Origin of the sequence: Solitalea longa, from assembly GCF_002920915.1 — a bacterium.
GTDB lineage: Bacteria > Bacteroidota > Bacteroidia > Sphingobacteriales > Sphingobacteriaceae > Solitalea > Solitalea longa.
Window position 1 is genome coordinate 45548 of record NZ_PQVF01000014.1, and the last position, 25052, is coordinate 70599.

Here is a 25052-nt window from a genome sequence, read left to right on the forward strand (position 1 = left end):
ACTGCTATGAATATTATTAATCCGGCTACAGAAGAAATAATTGCAACAATAGATGAAGATACCCAGGAAACACTCCATCGAAAGTTTGAAATTCTTCAAACTGGACAGATCGCTTGGGCTCGGCAACCATTAGCGGAACGGATAAAGATTATTCTCAGTTTTTATCATTTGCTGGAAGATGAAATAGAATATTTAGCTGGAGTACTCACCTCGGAAGTAGGAAAGCCATTAAATCAAAGTCGTAATGAGATAAATGGAGCAAGAAATCGTATTACTTGGATGCTCAATAATGCTGAAAAATACTTAAGCGACGAATGGATGACAATTGGTGAAGGTCTAAAAGAGAAAATTACCTATGAGCCGTTAGGGGTTATTTGCAATATCTCCGCCTGGAACTATCCTTATTTGGTGGGTGTAAATGTATTTATTCCGGCATTGTTAGCTGGCAATGCGGTGATGTATAAGCCTTCAGAGTTCTCAACGCTAACGGGTATACAAATAGGTAAATTATTAAAACAAGCGGGACTTCCTGACCAGGTGTTTCAAACAGCTCTGGGAGCAAAAACAACTGGAGAAGCTTTGCTGGATATGGATTTTGAGGGTTATTTCTTCACAGGTTCTTACCAAACGGGAAAATATATTTATGAACGAGTTGCTACTAAAATGGTTCCTTGTCAGTTGGAGCTAGGTGGTAAAGACCCACTTTATGTGGCTGATGATGTGAACGATATTGAAGCGGTAGCCGCTTCAACCGCCGATGGTGCATTTTACAATAATGGACAAAGCTGCTGTGCCGTAGAGCGTATTTATGTGCATGAGCGGATTTATGATGAATATGTTAATGCGTTTTTGAAAGAGGTTAGATCATGGAAAGTAGGGTTGCCAACAGAAGATGGTGTGTATTTAGGTCCGTTAACTCGAAAGAACCAAATAGCTATTCTTGATCAACAAGTGAATGAAGCTATTGAAAAGGGTGCGATTCTTCAAACTGGAGGTAAACGATCAGATGGTAAAGGGTATTATTTTGAACCTACGGTTTTAACAGATGTGACAAATGAGATGAGGGTTATGCAAGAAGAAAGTTTCGGTCCTATTATCGGAATAATGAAAGTGAAAGATGATATGGAAGCGTTAAAGCTGATGCAGGATACCCAGTATGGATTAACGGCGGCTGTGTATGCTAATGAAAAAGAGCGGGCCGAGCGAATACTGAACCAAATTAATACCGGAACGGGTTACTGGAACTGCTGCGACCGGGTGAGTGCAGCCCTGCCCTGGAGCGGACGGAAACATTCGGGCTTTGGCGCCACACTTTCCCATCAAGGTTTTCGGGCATTTACAAAACCGAAAGCCTGGCATATGAGGGAGTAATTGCCTAATCGCCAATAATTTTATGACACAAGCCATGGTTACAAAAGAATCATGGCTTATTGTTTATTATACACTTAGCATTTCTTTCTTAATATTTTATTGATTTTAGATATTCGTTAATTTAAATAACAAAATGACAATAAATTAAATATTGCATTGACAAAATGATAATATTTCTTAATTTGCGTTTCAATTCAATTTGTACAAAATGGAACACCTGAGTGATGCACTACTGAATGACCTGCATTTGGTTAAAGAACGTATGGGAAATTCATTCCATGATCTGGAATTTATTCTAACTTGTTTAAAAGAAGTTTTGGAAGAGAGCGGAGAAAGCGATTTGGCCCGTTTTATTCCATGGATAAATGAAGAAACACCCAAGGGTGTGGAACTTGGAATTAAGCATATTCAGTTATATTCAATGGTGTTTCATGTATTGAATTTAATTGAGGTGAATGGCGCTGTTCAACATCGTCGGAAAAAAGAAAGCGACTGCTTGTCTAGTGCCAATGGACTTTGGGCCCAAAAGCTTCATAATTTAAAGAAAGAGGGTTTATCGGCCGCTGAAATCGCCGGTAAATTAAATACCGTTAAGGTTGAGCCTGTTTTAACGGCTCACCCTACCGAGGCAAAACGTATCACAGTTCTTGAGCATCACCGTCAGCTTTATTTGTTGTTAGTACAACGTCAAAATTCAATGTTTTCTGAGCAGGAACAAGCTCAGATCACGGATGAGATCAAATTACTTTTGGATACATTATGGCGTACCGGTGAGATTTACCTGGAAAAACCTAATGTTGAATCGGAGCTGCGCAATGTACTCCACTATTTAACTAATGTTTTTCCGGATGTTCTTCCTATTCTCGACCGCCGCTTAGAGCAAGCTTGGGTAGATGCAGGCTTTGATCCGGAAATGATCGAGGACATTCGTAACCGTCCAAAGATTTCTTTTGGAAACTGGGTTGGGGGGGACAGAGATGGGCACCCGTTGGTAACAGATGTTGTAACGGCCGAAACATTAAAAACACTACGTCTGAATGCATTTGTGGTAATTCGCCGTTCGTTGCTGGACCTAGTGAAAAAACTAAGCTTTACACATTCTTTGGATGAAGCTGATCCGGCATTGCAACTGCGTATGCTCGAAATGCGGGCGGTTCTGGGGAAGGAAGGTGACGAAGCGTTTTTTAGGAACAATGGTGAATGTTTTCGTCAGTTTGTGAACCTCTGCCTGGCTATGCTTCCTGTAAAAGTTAAGCGTAACCACCTTGTTGAACTTAAGGAGGAGAATGTTGGTTATACTTATGCAACGGAACTTTTAAATGATCTGGTTCTTTTAAGAGAATCAATGATCAAATACGGAGCGAAGCGCGCCGCTTTAAGTTATTTGAATAATGCAATTCGAGTGGTAGATACATTTGGTTTTCATTTAGCTAAACTGGATGTTCGCCAAAACTCTGCTTTCCACGATAAAGCCATTGACCAGTTGCTTCATGCCAGTGCATTAAATGGCGACACCTATGCAAACTGGACGGAAGAGCGTAAGCAAATGTTTTTGAACTGCGAGCTTCAATACAACAGGCCATTTGTTCATCCTTCAATTAAGTTGCAAGAAAATGCCAGTGCCGTTTTAAAAACGTACGACGAGTTGGCAAAGCATGTTGAGAAATATGGAAATGCGGCAATTGGTTCATTAATAGTGAGCATGACTCGCAGCGTTTCCGATTTGTTAGCGGTTTATTTATTGCAGCGCGAAGCAGGGCTTTCGGAGTTTACCGAAGACGGTTTAGTTTGCTATTTGCCTGTGGTTCCTTTGTTTGAAACCATCGGTGATTTGGAAAACAGTATAGATATCATGGAAACCTTCCTGTCGCATCCGGTTACGCAACGCAGTTTGGCTTACCAACGTAAGCAATCAAACGGTGCCGACCTGGTACAAATGGTAATGGTGGGATATAGTGATAGTAATAAGGATGGTGGTATCCTGGCTTCTCAGTGGTCATTGTATAAAGCTCAGTATGCTCTGGCCGAAATTGGCAAGAAACACGGCGTTCGTATTCGTTTCTTCCATGGCCGCGGAGGTTCAGTAAGCCGTGGGGCAGGACCTGCAAATTGGTTTATTCAGGCATTGCCGCATTCTTCGTTACAAGGAGACTTAAGAGAGACGGAACAAGGTGAAACCATCGAGCAGAAATATGCCAATAAAATGAACGCCAGTTATAACCTGGAATTGTTATTGGCCGGAACTGCTTCTTCTACATTATTACAACAGCATAAACCTAGAACACCTCATTCATTAGGTGCTATTTTTGAATGGATGGCAACAGAAAGCTGTGAGTTTTATGGCAAATTGATTCATAACCCTAATTTCATTCACTTCTTTAGTCAGGCTACGCCAATTGATGCAATCGAATCAAGTAAAATTGGTTCGCGTCCGGCACGTAGAACCGGAGAACGCACCTTGGCCGATCTGAGAGCAATTCCTTGGGTATTCAGCTGGAATCAAACCCGCTGCAATATGACCAGTTGGTACGGCGTTGGATATACCCTTGAGCGTTTATTCAGCGAACAGCCTGAGAATTTTAGCCGCTTAAAAGAAGCCTTAAATACCGATCCTTTGGTAAGGTATGTATTCACGAATGTGGAATCATCGCTTGATTCAACTGACGAAGAAATTATCAAGGCTTATGCCGATTTGATGACCAATTTGGAAGCGAAAGATGAAATTCTGGAATTGTTGCTTGAAGAGCTGAACAGAACCCGGGCTATGTTTGCTAAACTTCAGGACAGTAGTTTTGAAGAGCGTCGTGAAAATCGTTATCATTCAACCCAACTGAGAGCGGTGGCGCTAAAACCACTTCATCAAAGTCAAATAAGGTTGTTAAAACAATGGAGAGAAATGAAGAAGACCGGAGAGGATACTGAAGAAATTCTGATAACGCTTCTTACTTCCATAAATGCCATTGCAAGTGCACTTGGAACAACCGGATAATAAATCAAGTTCAATTATATACATGAGCGCCTTTGATTATTTCGAAGGTGCTTTTTTATTTTTAAAAAGGCATGTCAAAAGCCACTATCTCGCAACCTTTGTCATTTTAAGATCATTTTACCGCTAATTAAATGATTGATAATTAATTACTTGTATTAAAGTCAAGCTGAGTGTGAATTATTTTACTTAACATTGCGCCTTAAAAAATTAACATAATGTTAACCAACTTTCAACCAAAAAGATTTACCCCTATTTTAATTTTGGTATCGTTGATCGTGATTGTTTCGATGATTACGCGGACGGTATTGATTTTTCACCCTACTACTGATCTTCATGGTTCATATGGCTCACTTTTAGGTGTTTATGGACTGGGTTTATTGTACGACCTGTGTATGGCATCGTTTGCTGCTATTCCTTTTGTGCTCTATTTATGGTTTTATAATGATTCGGTTTACAAAAAACCTTATATCTATATTTTAACAGGTGGATTTATCGCTCTTATTAGTGTTTTATTATTTACCAATATTATTCCTTCCGATTTCAGTAAGCCACTGTTCAAAGGCTTTGTTGGGTATGTTATATTTCGCTTAGCTGTATATATATTTCTTTGGAAAAAAGAAGAAGCTTTCAGAGTAAAATGGCGAAAAGCGGTTTTGATGATCGATTTCTTTGTTGTTTGCTGGTTATTGGTTTTCAATGGAGTAAGCGAATGGTTTTTTTGGAACGAATTCGGTACTCGATACAACTTTATTGCTGTTGATTATTTGATCTACACAAACGAGGTAGTTGGAAATATACAACAATCTTATCCCTTACCTTTGCTAGTCACTTTAATAACTCTTGTAACAGGGGGAGTATTTTGGATAATTCGCAAGCCATTAATCCAAAGTGTTGAGACGCCTTCTCCTATTTTGAAAAGAAGCATGGTGGCCATTGCATTGCTTATTACTCCATTAGTTACACATTTTGTGGTAAAAAGCAGCTGGAGAGTTTTCAGTTCCAATACCTTTGCAAATGAGCTTGCTGGCAACGGTGTTTACCAGTTTGGCGAGGCTTTTCAAAATAACCAACTCGATTATAACAAGTTTTATAAGCGACTATCAGATAAAGAAGCCTTTACCATTTTGCGTAAAGAGTTAAGTGCTCCAAATGCCAAATTTGTAAGTGATGATGTGTTTAATATTGAACGTGAAATCACTCATGATAAGCCAGAGCAAAAGAAAAACATCGTTTTAATAAGCGTTGAAAGTTTAAGCGCCGATTTTTTAGGGACTTTCGGTAATACTCAAAACATTACACCAAATCTCGATTCGTTAGCTAAGCACAGTTTATTGTTCGGTAATTTATATGCCAGCGGTACACGTACTGTTCGCGGGCTTGAAGCTTTATCGATGGGAATTGCGCCAACTCCTGGCCAAAGTATGGTTAAGCGTCCGGATAATCATAATATGTTTACCATTGGTTCAGTTTTGCGTAGTAAGGGTTATAAAACTCAATATGTTTACGGAGGATATAGCTACTTCGATAATATGAAAGAGTTTTTTAGTGGTAATGGATATGAGGTGATCGACCGCAGTGCTATTCCTGCTGATAAAGTTCATTATGAGAACATTTGGGGTGTTGCCGACGAAGATCTGTTTACACTTGCCTTGGATGTTCTGGATAAGAACAGTAAAGAAGGAAAGCCTTTCTTTACCCAGGTAATGACTGTCAGCAACCATCGTCCGTATACTTATCCTGATGGACGTATTGACATTCCTTCCAGCAAACAAACAAGAGATGGTGGTGTAAAATATACCGATTATGCAATTGGTAAATTTATTCGTGAAGCCTCTCAAAAGCCTTGGTTCAATAATACAGTCTTTGTAATTGTTGCAGATCATTGTGCATCAAGCGCCGGAAAAACAGATTTGCCGGTAAACAAGTATCATATTCCTTGTTTAATTTACGCTCCCGGATATATTGAGCCTAAGGTTGAAAACCGCTTGATGGCGCAAATAGATATTGCTCCAACTTTGCTGGGTTTGCTTAACTTAAATTATCGCAGTAAGTTTTTTGGTAAAGACTTATATCAAACCCCTATTGGGCAAGAGCATGCTTTTATCAGTACTTATCAAAGTTTAGGCTTGATAGAAAATGATACACTTTCGGTTCTTACACCGGTTAGACGTTCAGAACAATATATTCCAAATTTCAAAGATGGAAGTAAACAGAAAAAAGTAACCAGTGACGAACATTTAAAGGAAACGGTAGCCTTTTATCAATGTGCTTCATGGCTATTAGCAAATAAGAAATACAATGCCTTGTACTAGTTAGCAATCGGCAATCGACAGTCGGCAGTCACCATTATGGAGACTGCCGACTGTTTTTTTAATGCTTTATCTCCGGATCAGTTTCAAACTTTAATATCGAATAGATGGAGTAACAGTCTAGGAGATTGAAGACTGCCGACTGCCGGCTATTTCTTTACATCCGAATCAGGTTCAAACTTTAACGATACCGAATTAATACAATACCTGTCTCCTGTAGCCGTGGGTCCATCATCAAAAACATGACCTAAATGCCCTCCGCAGTTAACGCACAGTACTTCCGTTCTGATCATTCCAAAGCTGATGTCTTTATGGTATTCTATGGTGCCAGGAATGGCTTTATCGAAGCTTGGCCAACCACAATGCGAGTCGAACTTCGTGCCTGATTCAAATAATTTGGCTCCACAGGCTGCGCAATGGTACGTGCCTTTTTCATAGAAATTTTCGTATTTGCCGGTAAAAGGTCGTTCAGTTCCTTTTTGGCGCAGAACTGAATACTGCTCCGGTGTAAGTTCCTTTTTCCAATCTTCTTCCGTTTTTTGAACTTTATAGGTCATTTTTTTATCCTCCGTTTTTACTTCTGATTTATTGTGCTGCGCACATGCAGTCGTGCCGCAAAGCAATAAGACAAAAGTTGATAATAGGGTTGTTTTAAGCGTTTTCATTGAACTGAATTTTAATTCAGATATAGTTACGAAACGAAGTGAAATAGAGTTTTGTTTTTGGCCAACCGCAAGTAAAATATTACAATGAAGGATTATTTCTCCATCTGCAGTTGTTTGATATTCTGTAAAAGAGCTTTTAAGTCGCTATTGTTGGCCAGCTCATGCTTTGCCGCCGCATAACCCATTCTAAAGATCTCGTCGGTACGTTTAACATGAAACAAACTGGTTCCACCCAATCCTTTGGGTTCAATGATTACATTGCAAAGAGGTTTCTTGCTATCGGTTCGTGCATTTAGGCTAATCACCACCGAACGTTCAATTATCGTTTTTATCCCACTTACCGAATCAATCCGATCTAAATGATTGCAGCACGATCCTATAATAAAGTCGCAGTCGTCCATGATCACTTCTACCGGAAAATTATCCAGCAATCCGCCATCAACATATACTTTACCATCAATTTCTATGGGCTTAAAAACGGCTGGGATACAACTGGATGCTTGAATGGGCTTAATTAATTCACCTGAAGAAAAATAAGCGACCCGGGCATTGCCTATGTCGGTAGCGGCCACCACCAAAGGCGTTTTTAGCTCCTCAAAGGTTTTAGGTAGAAATTGCTGATAGAGAAGATTGGTGTTTTGTAACGATAATAACCCAAATCCTCTGATAGTAGGTTTTATGTACTTGAAAAGATTGGTGAATTTAAAGGTGTTAAGAATGAAATCGGGTTGATAACCATTGGCTAGAAAAGCGCCTACAATGGCTCCGGCACTTGTTCCCGAAATTTTTGAGAACGTGATACCTTCCTCGTACAATGCTTTTACCACCCCTAAATGAGCAATTCCGCGGATGCCTCCGCCCGACATTACCAAACCAATTTTCATATAGTGCTATTTTCAGTCGTCAGTCTTTTGGTCTTCAGTTGCCCGTAATCAGTCTTTTGCGTACTCCAGACTGAATATTGCTGACTGAGTACTGTAGACTGCCGACTGCTTACTTAGGTTTATACTTCGAATCCTTTAGTATCTTCTGACTGTCGCTTTCGTTCATTAACTGTGCCAGAGTTACTTCCGGATTCTCCTTCATATACTGACGCACGATTTGCCAGCCTGTCCAAACACCTAACATTGGTGCCGAATCATTTTCCTGACCAGAAGTAAATGGCGCATCGTTCAAATATTTGGCATATTTCAGTTCATCAGTTGAATACAAAAGTCCCTGGCCCATAAAATCCGTCCACATGTCAGCTTTATAAGTATTACACCACTCAATTTGTTTTTGAGAAAACCCAATTTTTGCACTATCTGCCACATCCGGCAACGTGCTGTCTAAAAAGTACAAAATTTTACCGTTATAAATCATACGGTGCAACAGCGTTTTATCTCTTTCATTCATCGGAAATTGCTGCTGTGCAAATGCTTTTAAGGCAAATGGGGCAATATGATCCTTGTTAAGTTTTCGTTGAATGAAATAAGGCAGGTTGACACTTTTCGACTGATAAAAACGATAGCCTTTACCCATGAACATATCCAATTCAATAGCCAGCGTATTGTTTACGGTGCTTGCCCCCAATTGGAAATCAGCAAGATAAGTGACTATCTTCGGCACCTGTTTTTCAGGAAAATAAAATTTATAGTATTTGAAAGCAGCCGTCAGCTGTTTTTCAACGTCATCTAATTTTGGGTATACCGAGTCAATATCATGTTTTAACAAGCTAAAATCACGATTATCCTTGATCATGGAAATCATGTTAATATTGTTGGTGTCAATAGGATCGGTATTTCTTAAAATATTGCGAAAATAAATTGGGTAAAAATCGGGGTATTTTGCTTTCAATTGTGCTGCTGCTTTCACAAGCTCGGTCGTATCGATGTTAAACAGATCCTGTTCAAAACGATCAATTTTAACTGATAATTTGATGTCTGACACATCGGGATGCATTTTATCGCGTTTACAGCTAAACAGGCTCAATATTGGTAGAAGGCAAATGACAACAATCTTTATCTTCGGCATAAATTATTTTTGGTTTTAAATTGATGTCGGCAAAGGTATTTAATAATGTGTGAAGTTCGATTTAAGAAATATGATTTTATGGGGCGCAGGATGAGCGTCCTAACAGTTTAAAAAACTAGAACTAGTGTTAATATTTATAAGATAACTATGTATAAAAGAACATTTTTGATTATTGGGTTGATTTGCATCGGATTTGTGAGTAAAGCACAAAATTTTGATTTGGGTATAAAAGCTCATCCATTATTTGGTTGGATGAAACCTGATCAGGGATCAAATAGTGGTGCGTTTACCGGTTTTTCTTACGGGCTTATGGGTGATTTCTATGTTAAGGAACGTTATGCCTTTAGTACAGAATTTGCCGTTACCAGTATGGGTGGAACAATAATAGAAGGCGATTCCCAAAATGGAATAGAAACTACCTATAAGATAAAATACATTGAGATTCCGCTATCCATGAAACTTAAAACCAACAAAATGGGGCAGGGGCAGTTTTATGGTCAGTTTGGTTTTGTGCCGGGGTTTAATATAGGGGCGAAAGCAAGTGGTACGCAAACAGTAGGTGGCATTTCCACCGATTTTGATGACAAAAATGTGCAAGACAATATTAACGGTGCCCGACTAGGACTTTTAATTGGTGGAGGTTATGAGTATTATTTTGATAACAGTACCCGTTTGGCCTTGGGATTAAGTTTTAACAACGGTTTTACCGATGTTTTTGATAATGGGAAAGCCACCAATTCTTATATGGCACTTAATGTAGGTATTTTCTTTTAGGGCGAAGAATTAAACATTGATCCTTAAAACCTTTTTATCTTTGTGGCAGTTTAAAAAATATACCTGAAACTGAATATGAAAATCGCACTGGCTCAATTAAACTATCATATTGGCAACTTTGAATCGAATACCCAAAAAATTATTGAAAGTATAAAAGCAGCAAAAGCGCAGCATGCCGATCTGGTAGTTTTTTCGGAATTAGCGGTATGTGGTTATCCGGCGCGCGATTTCCTGGAGTTCGAAGAGTTTATTGATCATTGTGACGAGTCTATCCGACTAATTGCTGCTGAATGTGTGGATATTGCGGCAGTTGTTGGTGCGCCATCTGTAAATCCAAAATTAGAAGGTAAAAACCTGTTTAATTCTGCCTACTTCCTTGAAAACGGAGTTGTTAAGGCCAAAGTGAATAAAACCCTTTTGCCTACTTATGATGTTTTTGACGAGTATCGTTATTTCGAACCTAATACGGAGTTTAAGCTGATTGAATTTAAAGGCAAAAAAATAGCTTTAACTATTTGTGAAGACCTTTGGAATGTTGATGAAGATCCATTGTATGTAAAAGCTCCAATGGATGAGTTGATCCATCAAAAGCCCGACCTCATGATCAATATTGCAGCCTCTCCTTTCGATTATCGTCACCGCGAAGACAGGTTGAAGGTTTTGGGTAATAATTGTGAGAAGTACAATTTACCTTTGATTTATGTAAATCATATCGGGGCCCAAACCGAGCTTATTTTCGACGGCGGTTCAATGGTGATGAATGCCAATGGCAGCCTGGTCGAAGAAATGAACTATTTTGAGGAAGATTTATCATGCGTAGAGTTTAACAGTGATCTTATTACCCTGGAGGCTGATAAAGCAGTAATTGCAGGAGCCTGGCAGAATGAAGATAATAGCAGTTCGCTGGATGTGGCCGAACACGAAAGCATTGAACGTATCTATAATGCCCTGGTTTTGGGGATAAAGGATTACTTTACAAAATCGGGCTTTAATAAGGCTATATTGGGTATGTCGGGGGGGATAGATTCAGCAGTGGTTTTGGCTTTGGCCGCTGAAGCCTTGGGAAAAGATAATGTATTGCCTGTTTTAATGCCTTCACAATATTCCACCGATCATTCTATTGATGATTCAATTGATATGGTTAACCGTATTGGCTGTAAGCATGAGATCATTCCCATCAAAGACATTTTCGAAACATTTGAATCAACCTTAAAACCTCAGTTTAAAGATCTGCCTTTTAACCTTACGGAAGAAAATATGCAAGCGCGTATTCGCGGAGTGCTATTAATGGCCATGTCGAATAAATTCGGATACATTTTATTGAATACTTCCAATAAAAGCGAAAATGCGGTGGGCTACGGTACCCTTTATGGAGATATGTGTGGAGGCCTGTCCGTAATAGGTGATGTTTACAAAATGCAGGTATTTGCATTGGCCCGATATATAAATCGAAACGGGATAATTATTCCCGAAAATATCATTACAAAAGCACCTTCGGCAGAGTTGCGTCCCGATCAGAAAGACAGTGATTCATTACCTGAATACGAGGTGCTTGACAAGGTTTTGTATCAATATATCGAATTAAGAAAAAGCTCTAAAGAAATAATTGCACAAGGCTATGATGAAGCCCTTGTTAAGCGTATATTAAGGCTTGTTAATATTAATGAGTATAAACGTCACCAAACACCTCCAATATTAAGAGTTTCGTCAAAAGCCTTTGGAGTTGGCCGACGAATGCCTATTGTAGGTAAATATATTTTTTAAACAATAGTTAAAACCAGTGGTAAATCGCTTATTGCTAGTCTGTTAAGGAAAGTGTATTTTTTACAACAAGGTCTTTTAAAAATCAATTTAATAAGTAAATTTACCACCCACACAAATTATTATTATGGAAAGATATCTTGGTATAGATGTGGGGGGGAATCACGTTAAAACCGGAATCGTTGACAATACTGGAGAGATCCAGGATTTCAAAAGTTTTGAAACAGCCGAATTAAGAAAAAACGGCCAGTTCGTGGAAAACCTTCTTGATCGAATTGTTTATCGATTGATCAATCACAAGGACGTTCAAAAGATAGGAATCGGCTTGCCGGGCACTATTACTAAAGATCGTTCTACTCCAATTGAAATTACTGCAATACCTGAAATTAACGGGGTGAAATTGCAGTCAGCTTTTCAAAAGCGTTTTCCTGGAATGGACATTTTTCTTGAAAATGATGCAAACGCCGCAGCCTTGGGCGAATTGCATTTTGCCAAAAAAAGAATTCCTGACACTTACGGATTTATTACCCTTGGAACCGGTATTGGAAGTGCCGCGGTGATCGACCGCCGTATTTTCACTGGCGGTGATGGTAATGGTTTGGAGTTAGGGCATATTCCTTCAAGAAACAATAAAACGCTTGAGCAGAATATTGGCAAACAAGGGATTATCAACTTAATTGGTGAACGTTTGGAAGCTTATAGCGGTCAAACCAAAGTGTCACGTGAAGAGCCTATCTCTGCAACCCGTACAGTAGTTGCGGCTACTGAAGGTGATGAATTTGCCCGCAACGTATTTTACGAAGTCGGCGAAATTTTAGGTGAAGGCTTGGTTTCTTTCATCCGCATAATGGATATTAAAACCATTATTATCGGAGGTGGATTATCTGCTGCCTATCAGTTCATCGAACCTGGTATTAAAAAACAACTCGAGTATTATTTAACACCTTATTACCTGAAAGATCTTAAACTTTATTTAGCTTCTTTAGGTAATGATGCAGGTTTGTTAGGAGCTGCTTCACTTTGTTTTGATTAGGAAATAATTTAATCAGATAGTAGAACCGCCTAGTATTTTATTAGGCGGTTTTTTTTGTTAGAGCCCGAATTTATAAATTAACCGAATGCAAGCATTAATCAATTATTTCACTGTTCAGGGCTTTCTTGAAGAAAGTTTGAAAGCTTTTTTATCCTGCATCAAACCAAGGAAATTTAAAGCCAATGATTTCATTATGGCAGCCGGGCAAACAGAGAATTACCTTTCTTTTATTAGTTCGGGAGCAGTGAGGTATTTTGTTTTAGTGGATGATAAAGAAACTACCTTTGACTTTGCGTTTGCCAACTCTTTTTATTGTGCCTATGATTCGTTTTATGATCGAAAACCCTCTCAGCTTTTTATTCAGGCGGTCACTGATTGCGAACTGTATTCTATTTCTTATCAAAATTTAACTGAATTATATAAGCAGTGTGACACGGCACGTTTGTTGGGGCAGTTGGCAACAGAATCCCTGCTTTCGAAAAAGGTAAAGCGGGAATTGGATTTACTTACAAAATCTCCTGCTGAGCGATACTTAAACTTGTTTTCGCAAAATCCTAAATTGATTGAGCAAATTCCTCAAAAGTTTATTGCCTCCTATATTGGTGTGGTTCCCGAAACATTAAGTCGCATTCGTAAGCGCATTAGTTGACCAAACTCAATGACCGCCGAAAATCTTACGCTCAAATTTGTGTCGAAAATCAAATATTCGACATATGAAAATTACTATTACCCACATCGACACAGCCTGTGTTTTAATCAACATCAACGGGTTTAAAATTTTAACCGACCCCACCCTCGATAAAAGAGACAAGCTTTTGCCAAGCTATGTAAGCAAACCGCTCTCTTTTTCTAAAAAGTATTTTAACCCGGCCTTAACGGCAAACGAAATAGGAGATGTTGACCTGGTGTTGCTAAGCCATGATCATCATAAAGACAATTTAGATAATAAGGGGCGTGAATTTATAAAGAAGGTGCCTTTGGTTTTATCAACCGTTGATGCGGTTAAGCGCTTACAGCAAACTAATGTTAAAGGATTACAAAACTGGCAAGAGTTTTCAATTGATAATGACCGGATCAGTGGTTTGAAAATTACAGCAATTCCGGCATTGCACACTACTATTAAACGGCTTAAACCGATTATCGGTGAAGTAATTGGTTTTATGATCGAATGGCAGGAAAATCCCAATGGAGGGATTTATATTTCGGGTGATACGGTTTTATTTGATGGGATTTATGAGCTCGCAAAACGGTTTCCTAAGATTGAAACGGCTATTCTGCATCTGGGAGCAGGTGCGTTCCCTTATCTGAAAAAGGGTTTACGCTTAACGATGGATGCGGCAGAGGCAGTAAAAGTGACGAAATTGTTAAACCCCGAAAAAGTAATTCCTATACATTATAAAGGCTGGTGGCATTTTAAAGAATCAGTTTCTTCATTGCATGATACCGTTACACGGTCGGAGGTGAGTGATAAATTTATTTGGCTTGAAAGTGGAGTAGAAACGATGATTTAACCGGAAGCGAAAGCTTTGATTAGACGAAGGTTTTGAGTTATTCTCAAAACTTTCGTCTAATCATGCATTTCAATATTTAGGCATTTAACTTAATCCCTCTGCTCATAAATTTCCATAAAAAGGAAAGCAGAATAAATCCGAAGGCAAAAATACTCCCGATAACAGCGATGATATCTCCACGCGTGCTATAAAAGGTAAGGGTTGTATTCAGGTTGATGTCAGCTTTAATTGCTGTTGGTTCCCACCATTTGGTTTGTTTAATAATATCGCCGCGTTGGTTAATAAAAGCAGAGATGCCTGTATTGGCCGATCGTACAATGCTTCTTCGGGTTTCAATGGCCCTGAGTTTAGCATATTGAAAATGTTGTTTATAACCGGAGGTGTTTTTCCACCAGCCGTCGTTGGTGATGATGGCCATTAGTTGTGCATCTTGCAAAACATGGTCAGCCATAAAAGAACCAAAAATTGATTCATAGCAAATAGCAGGAGCCACGCCAATGCCGCTTTGTGCATAAAGCACAGGGTTCGCATTATCTTTTCCATAGCCACCTGATGTTCCTCCCAAGTCAATAACAATATTGCCTAAAAAGCCTAACACATTTGAATAAGGGTAAGATTCAACTCCTGGCACTAATTTACTCTTGTGATACACCTGCACCTTTGATGAGTTTTCAATGAGCATACCAGCATTGTAAACATCGTAATATCGGCTGCTTTCTTTATTGTATCGGGCTGTCGAAGTTCTTTTGTCATTGTACCATTTAACGGTTACGGCACCGGTTAATACATTTCCATTTTTATATTTCGATAGAAAACGCTTTATTAATTCCACGCTGGGGTCATAGGGCAAATCATCTTCTCTAACCAATGGAATAATAGCTGTTTCGGGCCAAATGAAAAACTCCGTATTGGGCTGGCCCAAAGAATCAGAAAGGTGAATTAATCGTTCAAGCTGTTGTTCGGGCGGAAGTCCATTGAATTTTTCAGTGAATGGATCAACATTAGGCTGCACAACAACCACATTTGAAGGATTTCCGGCTTCTTCAAAATGATTATATATCCAAAGAGAAAAAGCAACGGGAATGGCCAAATGAAGAGCAAAACGAAGGACAAGCCATTTTAAGCCGGCAAGTGATTTTTTCTCTGCTTTTAATATTAATGAATATTTGTAGATACGATAAACTAAAACATTAGCCAGTAAGATCCATAAGGAACCTCCAAAAACACCTGTATATTCATACCATTGCACTATTTGGTGGTATTCTGCTAAGCCATTTCCTAAGGTCATCCACGGAAATGCCAGTTGCCATTCCTGGTGTAAGTATTCATAGCCTATCCAGCCGCAGACAAGTGCAGCCAGGGCAATATTTTCGCCAAAGTTTCTCCGCACCTTGTGATATAAAAGGAAAGCGAAACTTATTAATAAGGAGCCCAAAAGTAATGGCACACTTACAATAGCAAGGGCTCCGGCAACACCAAGTTCTTGTCCGGCGTTATAGATCCAGTATAACGATAAGGTGTTCCAGATAAAAAAAGCAAAAAAACTGTTTCTGAATATTCTTCCTCCGGCCTTAGGCACATGCTTTAATTGATCGGCTAAAATCAGTAAAGGAACCAGGGCAACAAATAAAAGCGGAGCAAAAGGTAATGGCGGCCATGCCAACCATAATAATAATCCGGTTAATGCAGGTAGAAGCAGGTTTTTTGTCTTAAACATGTTTTTGAATAAAATGTATTTAAATGAAAGCAGTTTACACTACTTATTCTTAAGTATATCTTTTAATTGTTTTTCTAATAATTGTTTATCGGGTAAGTACAACTGGTATTTTGAAACGAATATTTTATTGGATAATCCTCCGGTTGCAAATTCTACCAATACTTCATCTTTTTCAGCAGATAATATAATTCCTATTGGTTCATTATCTCCATCTATATTTTCTTCTGTTTTAAAATAATTAAGATATAAGTTCATTTGGCCAATATCCGTATGTTTCACTTTCCTCGTTTTAAGGTCTATGATAACGAAACACCTCAATATGCGATGATAAAATACTAAGTCTACATAAAAGTGAGTGTTTCGTAAAGATATTTTATACTGTCGAGCGACAAATGTGAAGCCTTTTCCTAATTCCAAAAGAAAAAGCTGCAAATTGTCTATGATTTTCTGCTCTAATTGTTTTTCAGAAACTTTATTTGAATGAGGAATATTTAAAAAGTCCAGAATATATGGGTCCTTTATTATTTCGATTGGCGAAGAAACTACCTGACCATTTTTGGCAAGGTCCATAACCCCATCTTTATTCCTGCTAAGCGCTAAGCGTTCAAATAATGATGAATCTATTCTTCGTTCCAACTCTCTAACAGACCAGCCTTCGTTTATACTTTGTTTTTCATAAAAGTTACGTGCAGTATCGTCAGATAGACTTAGCAAACTTATGTAATGGCTCCAACTCAAATTGGCAGACACTGTCTGCCAATTTGGATATGTAATATAAAAACGACGCATGTCTAGAACATTTCGTCTGCCAAATCCCTTTCCATATCGCAGGTTCAAATCTTTGGATAGCTTTGATAATAAGCCGCTTCCATATTCTGCACGTTCATTTCCATGCTGTTCAAACTCAACAATGTGTCTGCCAATTTCCCAGTTAGCTTTTACTAATTCATTGTTGATGAAAGTAATAGCTTTTTGTCGGGATGCTTCTATTGTTTGACCAATAGAAAGAAGGAGGTCGTCGTAGTTGTTTTTCATAGGCTAAGAATCATAACTATCTAATCCTCATTGTTTGTATACTTGTCTTTATTCTTGCTCCTTTTTTCTTTAGCCTCTGTTCCGCCTACACAAATCACAAATTCACCTTTTAACACATTGTTTTCAAAATGTGATTTTATTTCTTTTAAGGTACCCCGAACATTTTCTTCAAACACCTTGCTGATCTCTCTTGATGCACAGCCTTGACGGTCTTCACCAAAATACTGAATAAATTCTTCCAGAGTTTTTAACAAACGATGTGGCGATTCATAGAATATCATGGTCCTGTCTTCCTGCACCAATTCCTTAAGCCGTGTTTGACGGCCTTTTTTTACAGGCAGAAAACCTTCAAAACAGAAACGGTCGCAAGGGAGCCCCGAGTTTACCAACGCCGGAACAAAGGCGGTGGCGCCAGGCAAGGTTTCCAGGGGAATCTCTTCTTTAATACATTCGCGCACCAGCAAAAAACCGGGGTCTGAAATGCCCGGTGTCCCGGCGTCACTGATCAGGGCAATCGTTTGGCCTGCTTTTAAAAATTTGATCACCTCTGCCACTGCTTTATGTTCATTATGCTGGTGATGCGAAAACATCTTTTTGTCGATTTCAAAATGTCTTAGCAGCTGCCCGGCATTACGTGTGTCCTCTGCCAAAACCAGGTCGGCCTCTTTCAGTAAACGCAGCGCCCTAAGGGTAATATCTTCAAGATTGCCAACAGGGGTTGGGATAAGGTAAAGTTTTCCGGTCATTATTTTTATGATTACACCGATTTTAGAAATCTGAATTTGAATAGATTAAAAAGGGATTGTTGTTAATGAGGGCTGATAGATAGTTTTTAACAATTTAACCATCTGTCAGTTTAACAGTTCCATTTTTTTATCTTTACGCACAAATTTGAGAACGATGCTGCAAATTAACTACATCAAAGAGAATAAAGAGGATGTTTTGGCCCGTTTGAGCAAAAAAAACTTTAAGCAGCTTGAACTGGTAGATGAGATTTTAGACCTGGATCAGAAACGCCGTAGCACACAGACGCAATTAGATAATGTGCTGGCGCAATCAAATGCCATGGCAAAAAGCATCGGAGAGTTGATAAAATCCGGTCGCAGGGAAGAGATAGAGAAGATAAAAGAAACTACTTCGCTTTTAAAAGAAGATATAAAGGTATTGGGAGAGGAGCTTGTAGGGTTGGAACAGGAAGTTCACAACAAACTGGTTCAGTTACCTAATTTACCACATGCTTCGGTTCCTGCGGGTGCTACTCCTGAAGAAAATGAGGTAGTGTTAACACATGGTGTTATTCCAACATTACCCGAAGGAGCTCTGCCTCATTGGGAGTTGGCGGCCAAATATGATATCATTGATTTTGAATTAGGCAACAAAATTACCGGTGCAGGCTTCCCTGTTTATAAGGGCAAAGGAGCCAAGCTACAACGCGCCCTTATCAATTTCTTTTTAGATGAGGCCGAAAAAGCAGGCTATGCCGAAGTTCAGCCACCGATCTTAATTAATGAAGCATCAGGTTTTGGAACCGGGCAATTGCCCGATAAAGAAGGTCAGATGTACCATGTTGGAATTGATGGTTTGTACCTTATACCAACAGCTGAAGTTCCGGTAACAAATCTTTACCGCGATGAGATCGTTAAAGAAGATGAACTGCCAATTAAGAACACCGCTTATACTCCTTGTTTCCGTCGTGAAGCAGGATCGTATGGTGCTCATGTGCGCGGCTTAAACCGTTTACACCAGTTCGATAAGGTGGAAATTGTACAAGTTGTGCATCCTGAAACATCGTATGAAACCTTGGAGAACATGAGCTCATACGTACAAAGTTTGTTGCAAAAGTTAGAATTGCCTTACCGTGTGTTACGTTTATGTGGTGGCGATATGAGTTTTGCTTCTGCTTTAACCTACGATATGGAAGTATATTCAACTGCCCAGCAACGCTGGTTAGAGGTTAGTTCAGTTTCCAATTTCGAAACCTTCCAGGCTAATCGTTTAAAATTACGTTACAAAGGCAAAGAAGGTAAACCCCAGTTAGCACATACTCTTAATGGAAGTGCCTTGGCATTACCGCGTATTGTTGCTTCCATTTTGGAAAACAACCAAACTGAAAAAGGAATTAAAGTTCCGGCGGTTTTGGTGCCGTATACCAGGTTTGAGTACATCGACTAAGAATTTAGTCTTGATAAATGATAAAAGGGAATGCGTAAGCGTTCCCTTTTTTGTTTGAGCTCTTTTGAAAAAGGATACTAAAGTGCATCGACATTTCTCTTTTTATGATATCTATCATTTTTCTTTAGAAATAAATTTTAGCTACACTTTAAAATTTTTCTATTTTTGCGAGCGCGAGCCTGTCGACTATGAGCTCCTGATTTAATGAATTGGCATTGCTGGTTCAGAAATAATAATTGGTTTAGAATAAAAGGTCTTTATTGTTTTAATTTTAATAAGGATAAGGTTTCAATAAAACGGTTATTTTTCTTAAACGTAATGCAATTCTCAAACTAGCATATTCTTTATTGAATACCTGCAGAGCAACGTTAAAAATTCAATCTAATTAACAATTAATGAATATCAGGAAAGTACTCATTGCCAACAGGGGCGAAATTGCTATTCGTATTGCCCGAGCTTGTAACGAACTCAACATCTCTACTGTTGCTGTTTATACCTACGAAGACCGCTATTCTTTACACCGCTACAAAGCTGATGAAGCGTATCAGATTGGTGAAGATAATGACCCCCTAAAGCCTTACCTTAATATTGATGAAATTATCCGCATTGCCAAACAATGTAAGGCAGATGCAATTCATCCTGGTTATGGTTTTCTTTCTGAAAATAAAGACCTGGCGCAGAAATGTGCCGATAATGGAATCATTTTCGTTGGCCCTCGTCCCGATGTGATGCAAGCCTTGGGCGATAAAGTGATTGCCAAAGAAAATGCGAAGAAGGCACAGATTCCTATTATTGAGGATAACGAAAAAGAGCTCATTGACTTTAACGTTGCTTTAGAAGAAGCGAACAGAATTGGCTATCCGTTAATGTTGAAAGCTGCTGCCGGAGGTGGAGGTAGGGGAATGCGTGTTATCCGCAATGACGAGGAGCTCGAAAAAGGCTTCCGCGAAGCGAAGAGCGAGGCGAAAAATGCCTTTGGTGACGACACGGTTTTCCTTGAAAAGTACATTGAGAATCCTAAACACATCGAGATTCAGATTGTTGCCGACAGTTTTGGAAACATTCGCCATTTGTTTGAGCGCGATTGTTCTGTACAACGTCGTTTTCAAAAGGTAGTGGAAGTAGCTCCTTCGGTGGGCTTAAAGCAGGAAACACGCGATAAGCTTTATGAATACGCTATCCGCATTTGTTCAACGGTAAATTATAATAACGTTGGTACCGTTGAGTTTTTGGTGGATGGTAAAGAAAATATCTACTTTATTGAAGTAAATCCACGCGTTCAGGTAGAACACACGGTTACCGAAATGATCACTGGAGTTGACATTATTAAAACCCAGTTGTATGTAGCCGATGGTTACAAATTAACCGACCCTGAAATTGGCTTGGGTGACCAAAGCAAGATCAGTTATAATGGGGTGGCCATGCAGTGTCGTATCACTACGGAAGATCCGGCAAATGGCTTTAAGCCAGATTACGGAACGCTGATCACCTACAGGAACGCTACTGGTTTCGGTGTGCGTTTGGACGAAGGTTCTACCTATCCGGGTATGAAGATCAGTCCTTTCTTTGACTCAATGCTGGTTAAGGTAAGTACCTGGGGTAATGATTTAGATGATGCCGCAAAAAAAATGCATCGTGCCTTACGTGAATTCCGTATTCGTGGTGTAAAAAACAATATCCAGTTTTTAGAAAACCTGATCGCTGTTCCAGAGTTTGTGGCCGGTAAAGCTACTGTAGGTTTCATTAACGAGCACCCTGAATTGTTTAAGTTTACAAACCGCTTAGACAGGGGAACCAAAACCCTGAAATTTTTAGCGGATATCGCGATTAACGGTAATCCGGATGTAATCTCAATCAACCAAAATGCTCGTTTTGAAAAACCAATAATCCCAACCTTTGACCATACGGCTCCTTATCCTAAAGGAACCAAGGACTTGTTGACTGAACTTGGTCCGGAGAAGTTTGCCCAATGGTTGAAAAACGAAAAGAAGATACTTTATACCGATACCACTTTCCGCGACGGCCATCAGTCGTTGCTGGCAACCCGCATGCGTACTTACGATATGTTAAAAGTGGCAGAAGGCTTTGCCAAATCCCACCCACAAACCTTCTCAATGGAGGTGTGGGGTGGTGCTACTTTTGACGTTTGTATCCGTTTCTTACGTGAAGATCCATGGAAACGCCTGGAGTTATTGAGAGCCGAGGTTCCTAATATCCTCTTGCAAATGCTGATCAGGGGATGTAATGGTGTTGGCTATTCGGCTTATCCGGATAACCTGATTGAAAGCTTTGTCGAAAAGTCGTGGGAAAAGGGTGTGGATGTGTTCCGCATTTTCGATTCACTGAACTGGATGGAAAATATAGCTCCATGCATTGAAATGGTTCGTAAACGTACCGGAGGTATTGCCGAAGGAGCGCTGTGCTATACCGGTGATATCCTCGATCCGAAGAAAACAAAATACACACTTAAGTATTACCTGCAGCTTGCCAAAGATCTGGAAAATGCAGGATCGCATATTTTGGCCATTAAAGACATGTCGGGCTTATTAAAGCCTTATGCTGCCTCTGAATTGGTAACTGCCTTAAAAGAAACGGTTAAAATTCCGATTCACCTGCATACGCATGATACTTCGTCCCTGCAGCCGGCTACCTATTTAAAAGCAATTGAAGCGGGTGTTGATGTGGTTGATTGTGCTATAGGAGCCTTGTCGGGATTAACATCGCAGCCAAACTTTAATGCGGTTGTTGAAATGATGCGTTTCCACGAACGTGAAAATCCTTATGATATTAAGTCACTGAATCAGCATTCAACTTATTGGGAGGCTGTTCGCGAATACTACTATCCATTTGAATCAGGAATGAAAGCCAGTTCGGCTGAAGTGTTTCAGCATGAAATTCCAGGTGGTCAGTATTCAAACTTAAAAGGACAAGCAATTGCACTGGGCTTAGGCGAGCGTTTTGAGATGATCAAAGAGCGTTATGCGGAGGTTAATGAATTGTTTGGCGATATCGTTAAAGTTACTCCTAGTTCGAAAGTGGTGGGTGACATGGCTCAGTTTATGGTTTCAAATAATCTTACCAAAGAAGACATATTGACCAAAGGCGAAACCATTTCCTTCCCCGAATCGGTTATTCAGTTTTTCCACGGAGAGATCGGCCAACCGGCAGGTGGTTTTCCGGCACAATTGCAAAAGATTGTACTAAAGGATAAACAACCATATGACGATCGTCCGAACAAACATATGCCGCCGATTAATTTTGATAAGGAATTTGAAGCTTTCAAAAATGAATTTGGCGCCCAGTTACAGTTCACTGATTTCCTTTCATACAAGTTCTATCCTAAAGTATTTGAAGATGGCTTGAAGTTTTGGAACGAATACGGCGACGTTTCGGGAATTCCAACCAAATATTTCCTGTACGGAATGAAATTGGGTGAAGAAACTACGATCGAAATTGCTCCCGGAAAAACATTATTGGTTCGATTATTGAGTATAAGTCCAGCCGATGAAAATGGAATGCGGACGGTATTCTTCAAGCTTAACGGTCAAACTCGCAACATTGATGTATTAGATAAGTCGATTAAAGTGCTTAAGCAAGAAAACCGCAAGGTCGACAAAGAAAACACTAAGCATATCGGTGCACCTTTACAAGGAATGTTGTCGAAAATATTTGTTAAAAAGGGAGATTCAGTAAAGAAGAATCAGCCATTGTTTGTAGTGGAAGCCATGAAAATGGAAACAAATATTACTGCCTCGCATGATTTTACGGTGGGAGCACTGGTACTTGATCCCGGAACTTTAGTAAATACCGATGATTTAGTACTGGAAATGAATTAACAAGCTTTTTAATCTTTTATCTATAATTTGGGACAAGCGGCCGCAAGGCCGCTTTTTTGTTTTAATGACAATAAAATAGTAGGGGATCTTATACTAGATAACCGTCCGATTCGTTATTCCTACAAGTGTTGTGTATGTAAATGTACTTTGTGTATCTTTCGGGCTTTAAAATCAATCACTGTTTAAATTGAATAAAGTTGCTGAGGATAGTACGTTTTTTGTTGAGCGAGATTTTGATGAGGCTATGTTTAAAGAGCTGTTTGATTTGTATGCGTCCAGGATTTACAAGTTTGGAAATTCTTACCTAAAGTCATCCCTTGATGCGGAAGAATTGGTGCAAGATGTTTTTGTGAGGGTTTGGAATAAACGCCAAGAGCTGGATCTGTCGAAAAATATCCAATCGTATATTTTTAAAATAGCGGTAAATCTTATTTACGATCAGCTTAGAAAACGAAAGCTTGAAAAAATGCATGCCGAACTATCCGTTTTCCAACAAACGGAAGAAGATGACTCTACCTGGAATAAACTTGCATTAAATGACCTTCAGAGTCAGTTAAATACTTTAGTTGCTCAAATGCCAGAACAACGGAGGCAGGTATTTACAATGAGCAGGTTTGATGGTTTGAGTTATGACGAAATTGCTCAACAGCTAAATATTTCTAAACGAACCGTAGAAAATCAGGTATACCGGGCAATGGCTTTTCTGAAAGAGCATATTGATTCCAGGTATATCTTGTACATCGCATTCTTCTATTTCTCTTAATACAATTCTCTTTTTAATTTTTTTTAATGTGCGCGTGAGTAGTTAAGGTTACTTGTACGTATTAATAGTAGATGACCTGTCTTAAAAGGTGATCGTGCGCTTTTTTATGAGCATACAATTATGAAATCAGAAAACAAGGAAAAGATCATTCAATCGTTTTTCAACCCGGAAATGGAGTTTGAAATTAAGCATGATCTATATAAGCAATTGGAGCAAACTGAAAGCTCGGCTGAGGAGCAAATAATAACGGCGCCGCTGTTCGAGAAGATTTGCGAAACGATTGCTGAAAATGAAAAGCAGCAAAAGCGTAAAAAAGTGATTCGCCTGATGACTTTAATTGGGTCAAGGGCAGCCATTTTTATCTTGGGAATGCTGATCTATGTTTTTGCCCTTCAGCCTTATTTTCGAAAAAATACCAATGAGTCGGAAATCAGGATTATTGCCGACAATAAATCAATTTCACAAACAATTTTACCCGACGGCTCATCGGTTTTCTTAAATGCAAATTCTGAATTAACCTATAAGCTCAACTCTTCAGACAAAAGAGAGGTGTTTTTAAAGGGAGAAGGCTGGTTTAAGGTTACAAAAATGCCTGAAAAACCATTTATTGTTCATGCAGGTCAGTATAAGGTGGCGGTACACGGAACAGTTTTCAATGTGAAAGCTTATCCTCAAAATAAAGAAGTAATAACTACGTTGCAAGAAGGGTCTATTGAAATTTTGCCGGAAAATGATATAAACGTAATTAAACCAACCTTAATGATTCCGGGCCAGCAGTTTTCGTTTAACAAAGAGAAAAAACAGTCAAGCTTAACTACCGTTCAGCCTGAGCTGGCTTCGGTATGGAAAGAAGCAGAGATCAGATTTGAAAATAAAAACTTTGGCGACCTGCTGAAAATTCTGGAAAGCAGATACAATGTGCAATTTGAAGTTAATGATCCATCATTATTTAAATACCATTATGATGGAAGCATTAGGAGTGAAAATATTATTCAGGTGCTGAATTTAATTAAAGAAACACTTCCGATTAAATATCAGCTCGTTAGTGGCAATGTAATAATGATAGAGAAACAACCTTAATGTATTAGGAAAACAAAATGTAT

General features: G+C 39.1%; 18 protein-coding genes. 12 read left to right on the plus strand and 6 right to left on the minus strand.

The window, feature by feature from the left end; genetic code table 11:
* Positions 1-6 precede the first annotated feature (6 nt).
* The 3 genes from C3K47_RS16940 to C3K47_RS16950 all read left to right on the plus strand — a co-directional run bounded on the left by C3K47_RS16940 (position 7) and on the right by C3K47_RS16950 (position 6672).
* Complete coding sequence (locus tag C3K47_RS16940; RefSeq protein WP_103790354.1) at positions 7-1371, plus strand: aldehyde dehydrogenase family protein; 1365 nt, start codon at positions 7-9, stop codon at positions 1369-1371.
* A 208-nt stretch (positions 1372-1579) separates the two neighbouring features.
* Positions 1580-4360, plus strand: coding sequence for a phosphoenolpyruvate carboxylase (locus tag C3K47_RS16945; RefSeq protein ID WP_207765319.1), 2781 nt, complete (start codon positions 1580-1582; stop codon positions 4358-4360).
* A gap of 215 nt (positions 4361-4575) precedes the next feature.
* Entirely contained in the window at positions 4576-6672 is a 2097-nt protein-coding gene (locus C3K47_RS16950) for an LTA synthase family protein (RefSeq protein ID WP_103790355.1), read from the plus strand.
* A gap of 146 nt (positions 6673-6818) precedes the next feature.
* On the opposite strand, the gene msrB is transcribed toward C3K47_RS16950, so the two are convergent.
* From msrB to gldB, 3 genes are all read right to left on the minus strand, one after another.
* Complete coding sequence (msrB, locus tag C3K47_RS16955; RefSeq protein WP_243392573.1) at positions 6819-7334, minus strand: peptide-methionine (R)-S-oxide reductase MsrB; 516 nt, start codon at positions 7332-7334, stop codon at positions 6819-6821.
* Between the two features lie 92 nt (positions 7335-7426).
* Positions 7427-8218: a patatin-like phospholipase family protein gene (locus C3K47_RS16960; protein WP_103790356.1), complete on the minus strand. Its 792-nt coding sequence runs from the start codon at positions 8216-8218 to the stop codon at positions 7427-7429.
* 109 nt (positions 8219-8327) lie between these two features.
* Positions 8328-9347 carry a gliding motility lipoprotein GldB gene (gene gldB, locus C3K47_RS16965; protein WP_133159408.1) on the minus strand — a complete coding sequence of 340 codons (1020 nt, stop codon included), beginning with the start codon at positions 9345-9347 and terminating at the stop codon, positions 8328-8330.
* Positions 9348-9494: 147 nt separating this feature from the next.
* Here gldB and C3K47_RS16970 point away from each other — a divergent pair, with 147 nt between their 5' ends.
* The 5 genes from C3K47_RS16970 (at position 9495) to C3K47_RS16990 (ending at position 14426) form a co-directional block, all read left to right on the plus strand.
* A complete protein-coding gene (locus tag C3K47_RS16970) occupies positions 9495-10121 on the plus strand; it encodes a porin family protein (protein ID WP_103790358.1) in 627 nt (208 codons plus the stop codon).
* A 75-nt stretch (positions 10122-10196) separates the two neighbouring features.
* Positions 10197-11885: an NAD+ synthase gene (locus C3K47_RS16975; protein WP_103790359.1), complete on the plus strand. Its 1689-nt coding sequence runs from the start codon at positions 10197-10199 to the stop codon at positions 11883-11885.
* Between the two features lie 124 nt (positions 11886-12009).
* Positions 12010-12915 (plus strand): ROK family protein, encoded by a 906-nt coding sequence (locus tag C3K47_RS16980; protein WP_103790360.1) that lies wholly within the window; start codon positions 12010-12012, stop codon positions 12913-12915.
* Positions 12916-13000: 85 nt separating this feature from the next.
* The gene (locus C3K47_RS16985; protein ID WP_103790361.1) at positions 13001-13564 is read left to right on the plus strand and encodes a Crp/Fnr family transcriptional regulator; all 564 of its coding nucleotides are present in this window, start codon (positions 13001-13003) and stop codon (positions 13562-13564) included.
* A 64-nt stretch (positions 13565-13628) separates the two neighbouring features.
* Positions 13629-14426 (plus strand): MBL fold metallo-hydrolase, encoded by a 798-nt coding sequence (locus C3K47_RS16990; RefSeq protein WP_103790362.1) that lies wholly within the window; start codon positions 13629-13631, stop codon positions 14424-14426.
* A gap of 76 nt (positions 14427-14502) precedes the next feature.
* Here C3K47_RS16990 and lnt read toward each other — a convergent pair whose 3' ends face one another.
* From lnt to rsmI, 3 genes are read right to left on the minus strand one after another with little or no spacing between them, the layout of a single operon-like run.
* Entirely contained in the window at positions 14503-16143 is a 1641-nt protein-coding gene (gene lnt / locus C3K47_RS16995) for an apolipoprotein N-acyltransferase (protein WP_103790363.1), read from the minus strand.
* A 39-nt stretch (positions 16144-16182) separates the two neighbouring features.
* On the minus strand, positions 16183-17178 hold the full coding sequence (locus C3K47_RS17000) for a PDDEXK nuclease domain-containing protein (protein ID WP_103790364.1): 996 nt from the start codon (positions 17176-17178) through the stop codon (positions 16183-16185).
* A gap of 20 nt (positions 17179-17198) precedes the next feature.
* A complete protein-coding gene (gene rsmI / locus C3K47_RS17005) occupies positions 17199-17924 on the minus strand; it encodes a 16S rRNA (cytidine(1402)-2'-O)-methyltransferase (RefSeq protein ID WP_103790365.1) in 726 nt (241 codons plus the stop codon).
* Positions 17925-18078: 154 nt separating this feature from the next.
* On the opposite strand from rsmI, the gene serS reads away from it, so the two are divergent.
* From serS to C3K47_RS17025, 4 genes are all read left to right on the plus strand, one after another.
* The gene (serS, locus tag C3K47_RS17010; RefSeq protein ID WP_103790366.1) at positions 18079-19350 is read left to right on the plus strand and encodes a serine--tRNA ligase; all 1272 of its coding nucleotides are present in this window, start codon (positions 18079-18081) and stop codon (positions 19348-19350) included.
* A 395-nt stretch (positions 19351-19745) separates the two neighbouring features.
* Positions 19746-23186 carry a pyruvate carboxylase gene (locus tag C3K47_RS17015; RefSeq protein ID WP_103790367.1) on the plus strand — a complete coding sequence of 1147 codons (3441 nt, stop codon included), beginning with the start codon at positions 19746-19748 and terminating at the stop codon, positions 23184-23186.
* 187 nt (positions 23187-23373) lie between these two features.
* Positions 23374-23949 carry an RNA polymerase sigma-70 factor gene (locus tag C3K47_RS17020; protein ID WP_103790368.1) on the plus strand — a complete coding sequence of 192 codons (576 nt, stop codon included), beginning with the start codon at positions 23374-23376 and terminating at the stop codon, positions 23947-23949.
* Between the two features lie 120 nt (positions 23950-24069).
* Complete coding sequence (locus C3K47_RS17025; RefSeq protein WP_103790369.1) at positions 24070-25029, plus strand: FecR family protein; 960 nt, start codon at positions 24070-24072, stop codon at positions 25027-25029.
* The last annotated feature ends 23 nt before the right edge of the window (positions 25030-25052 follow it).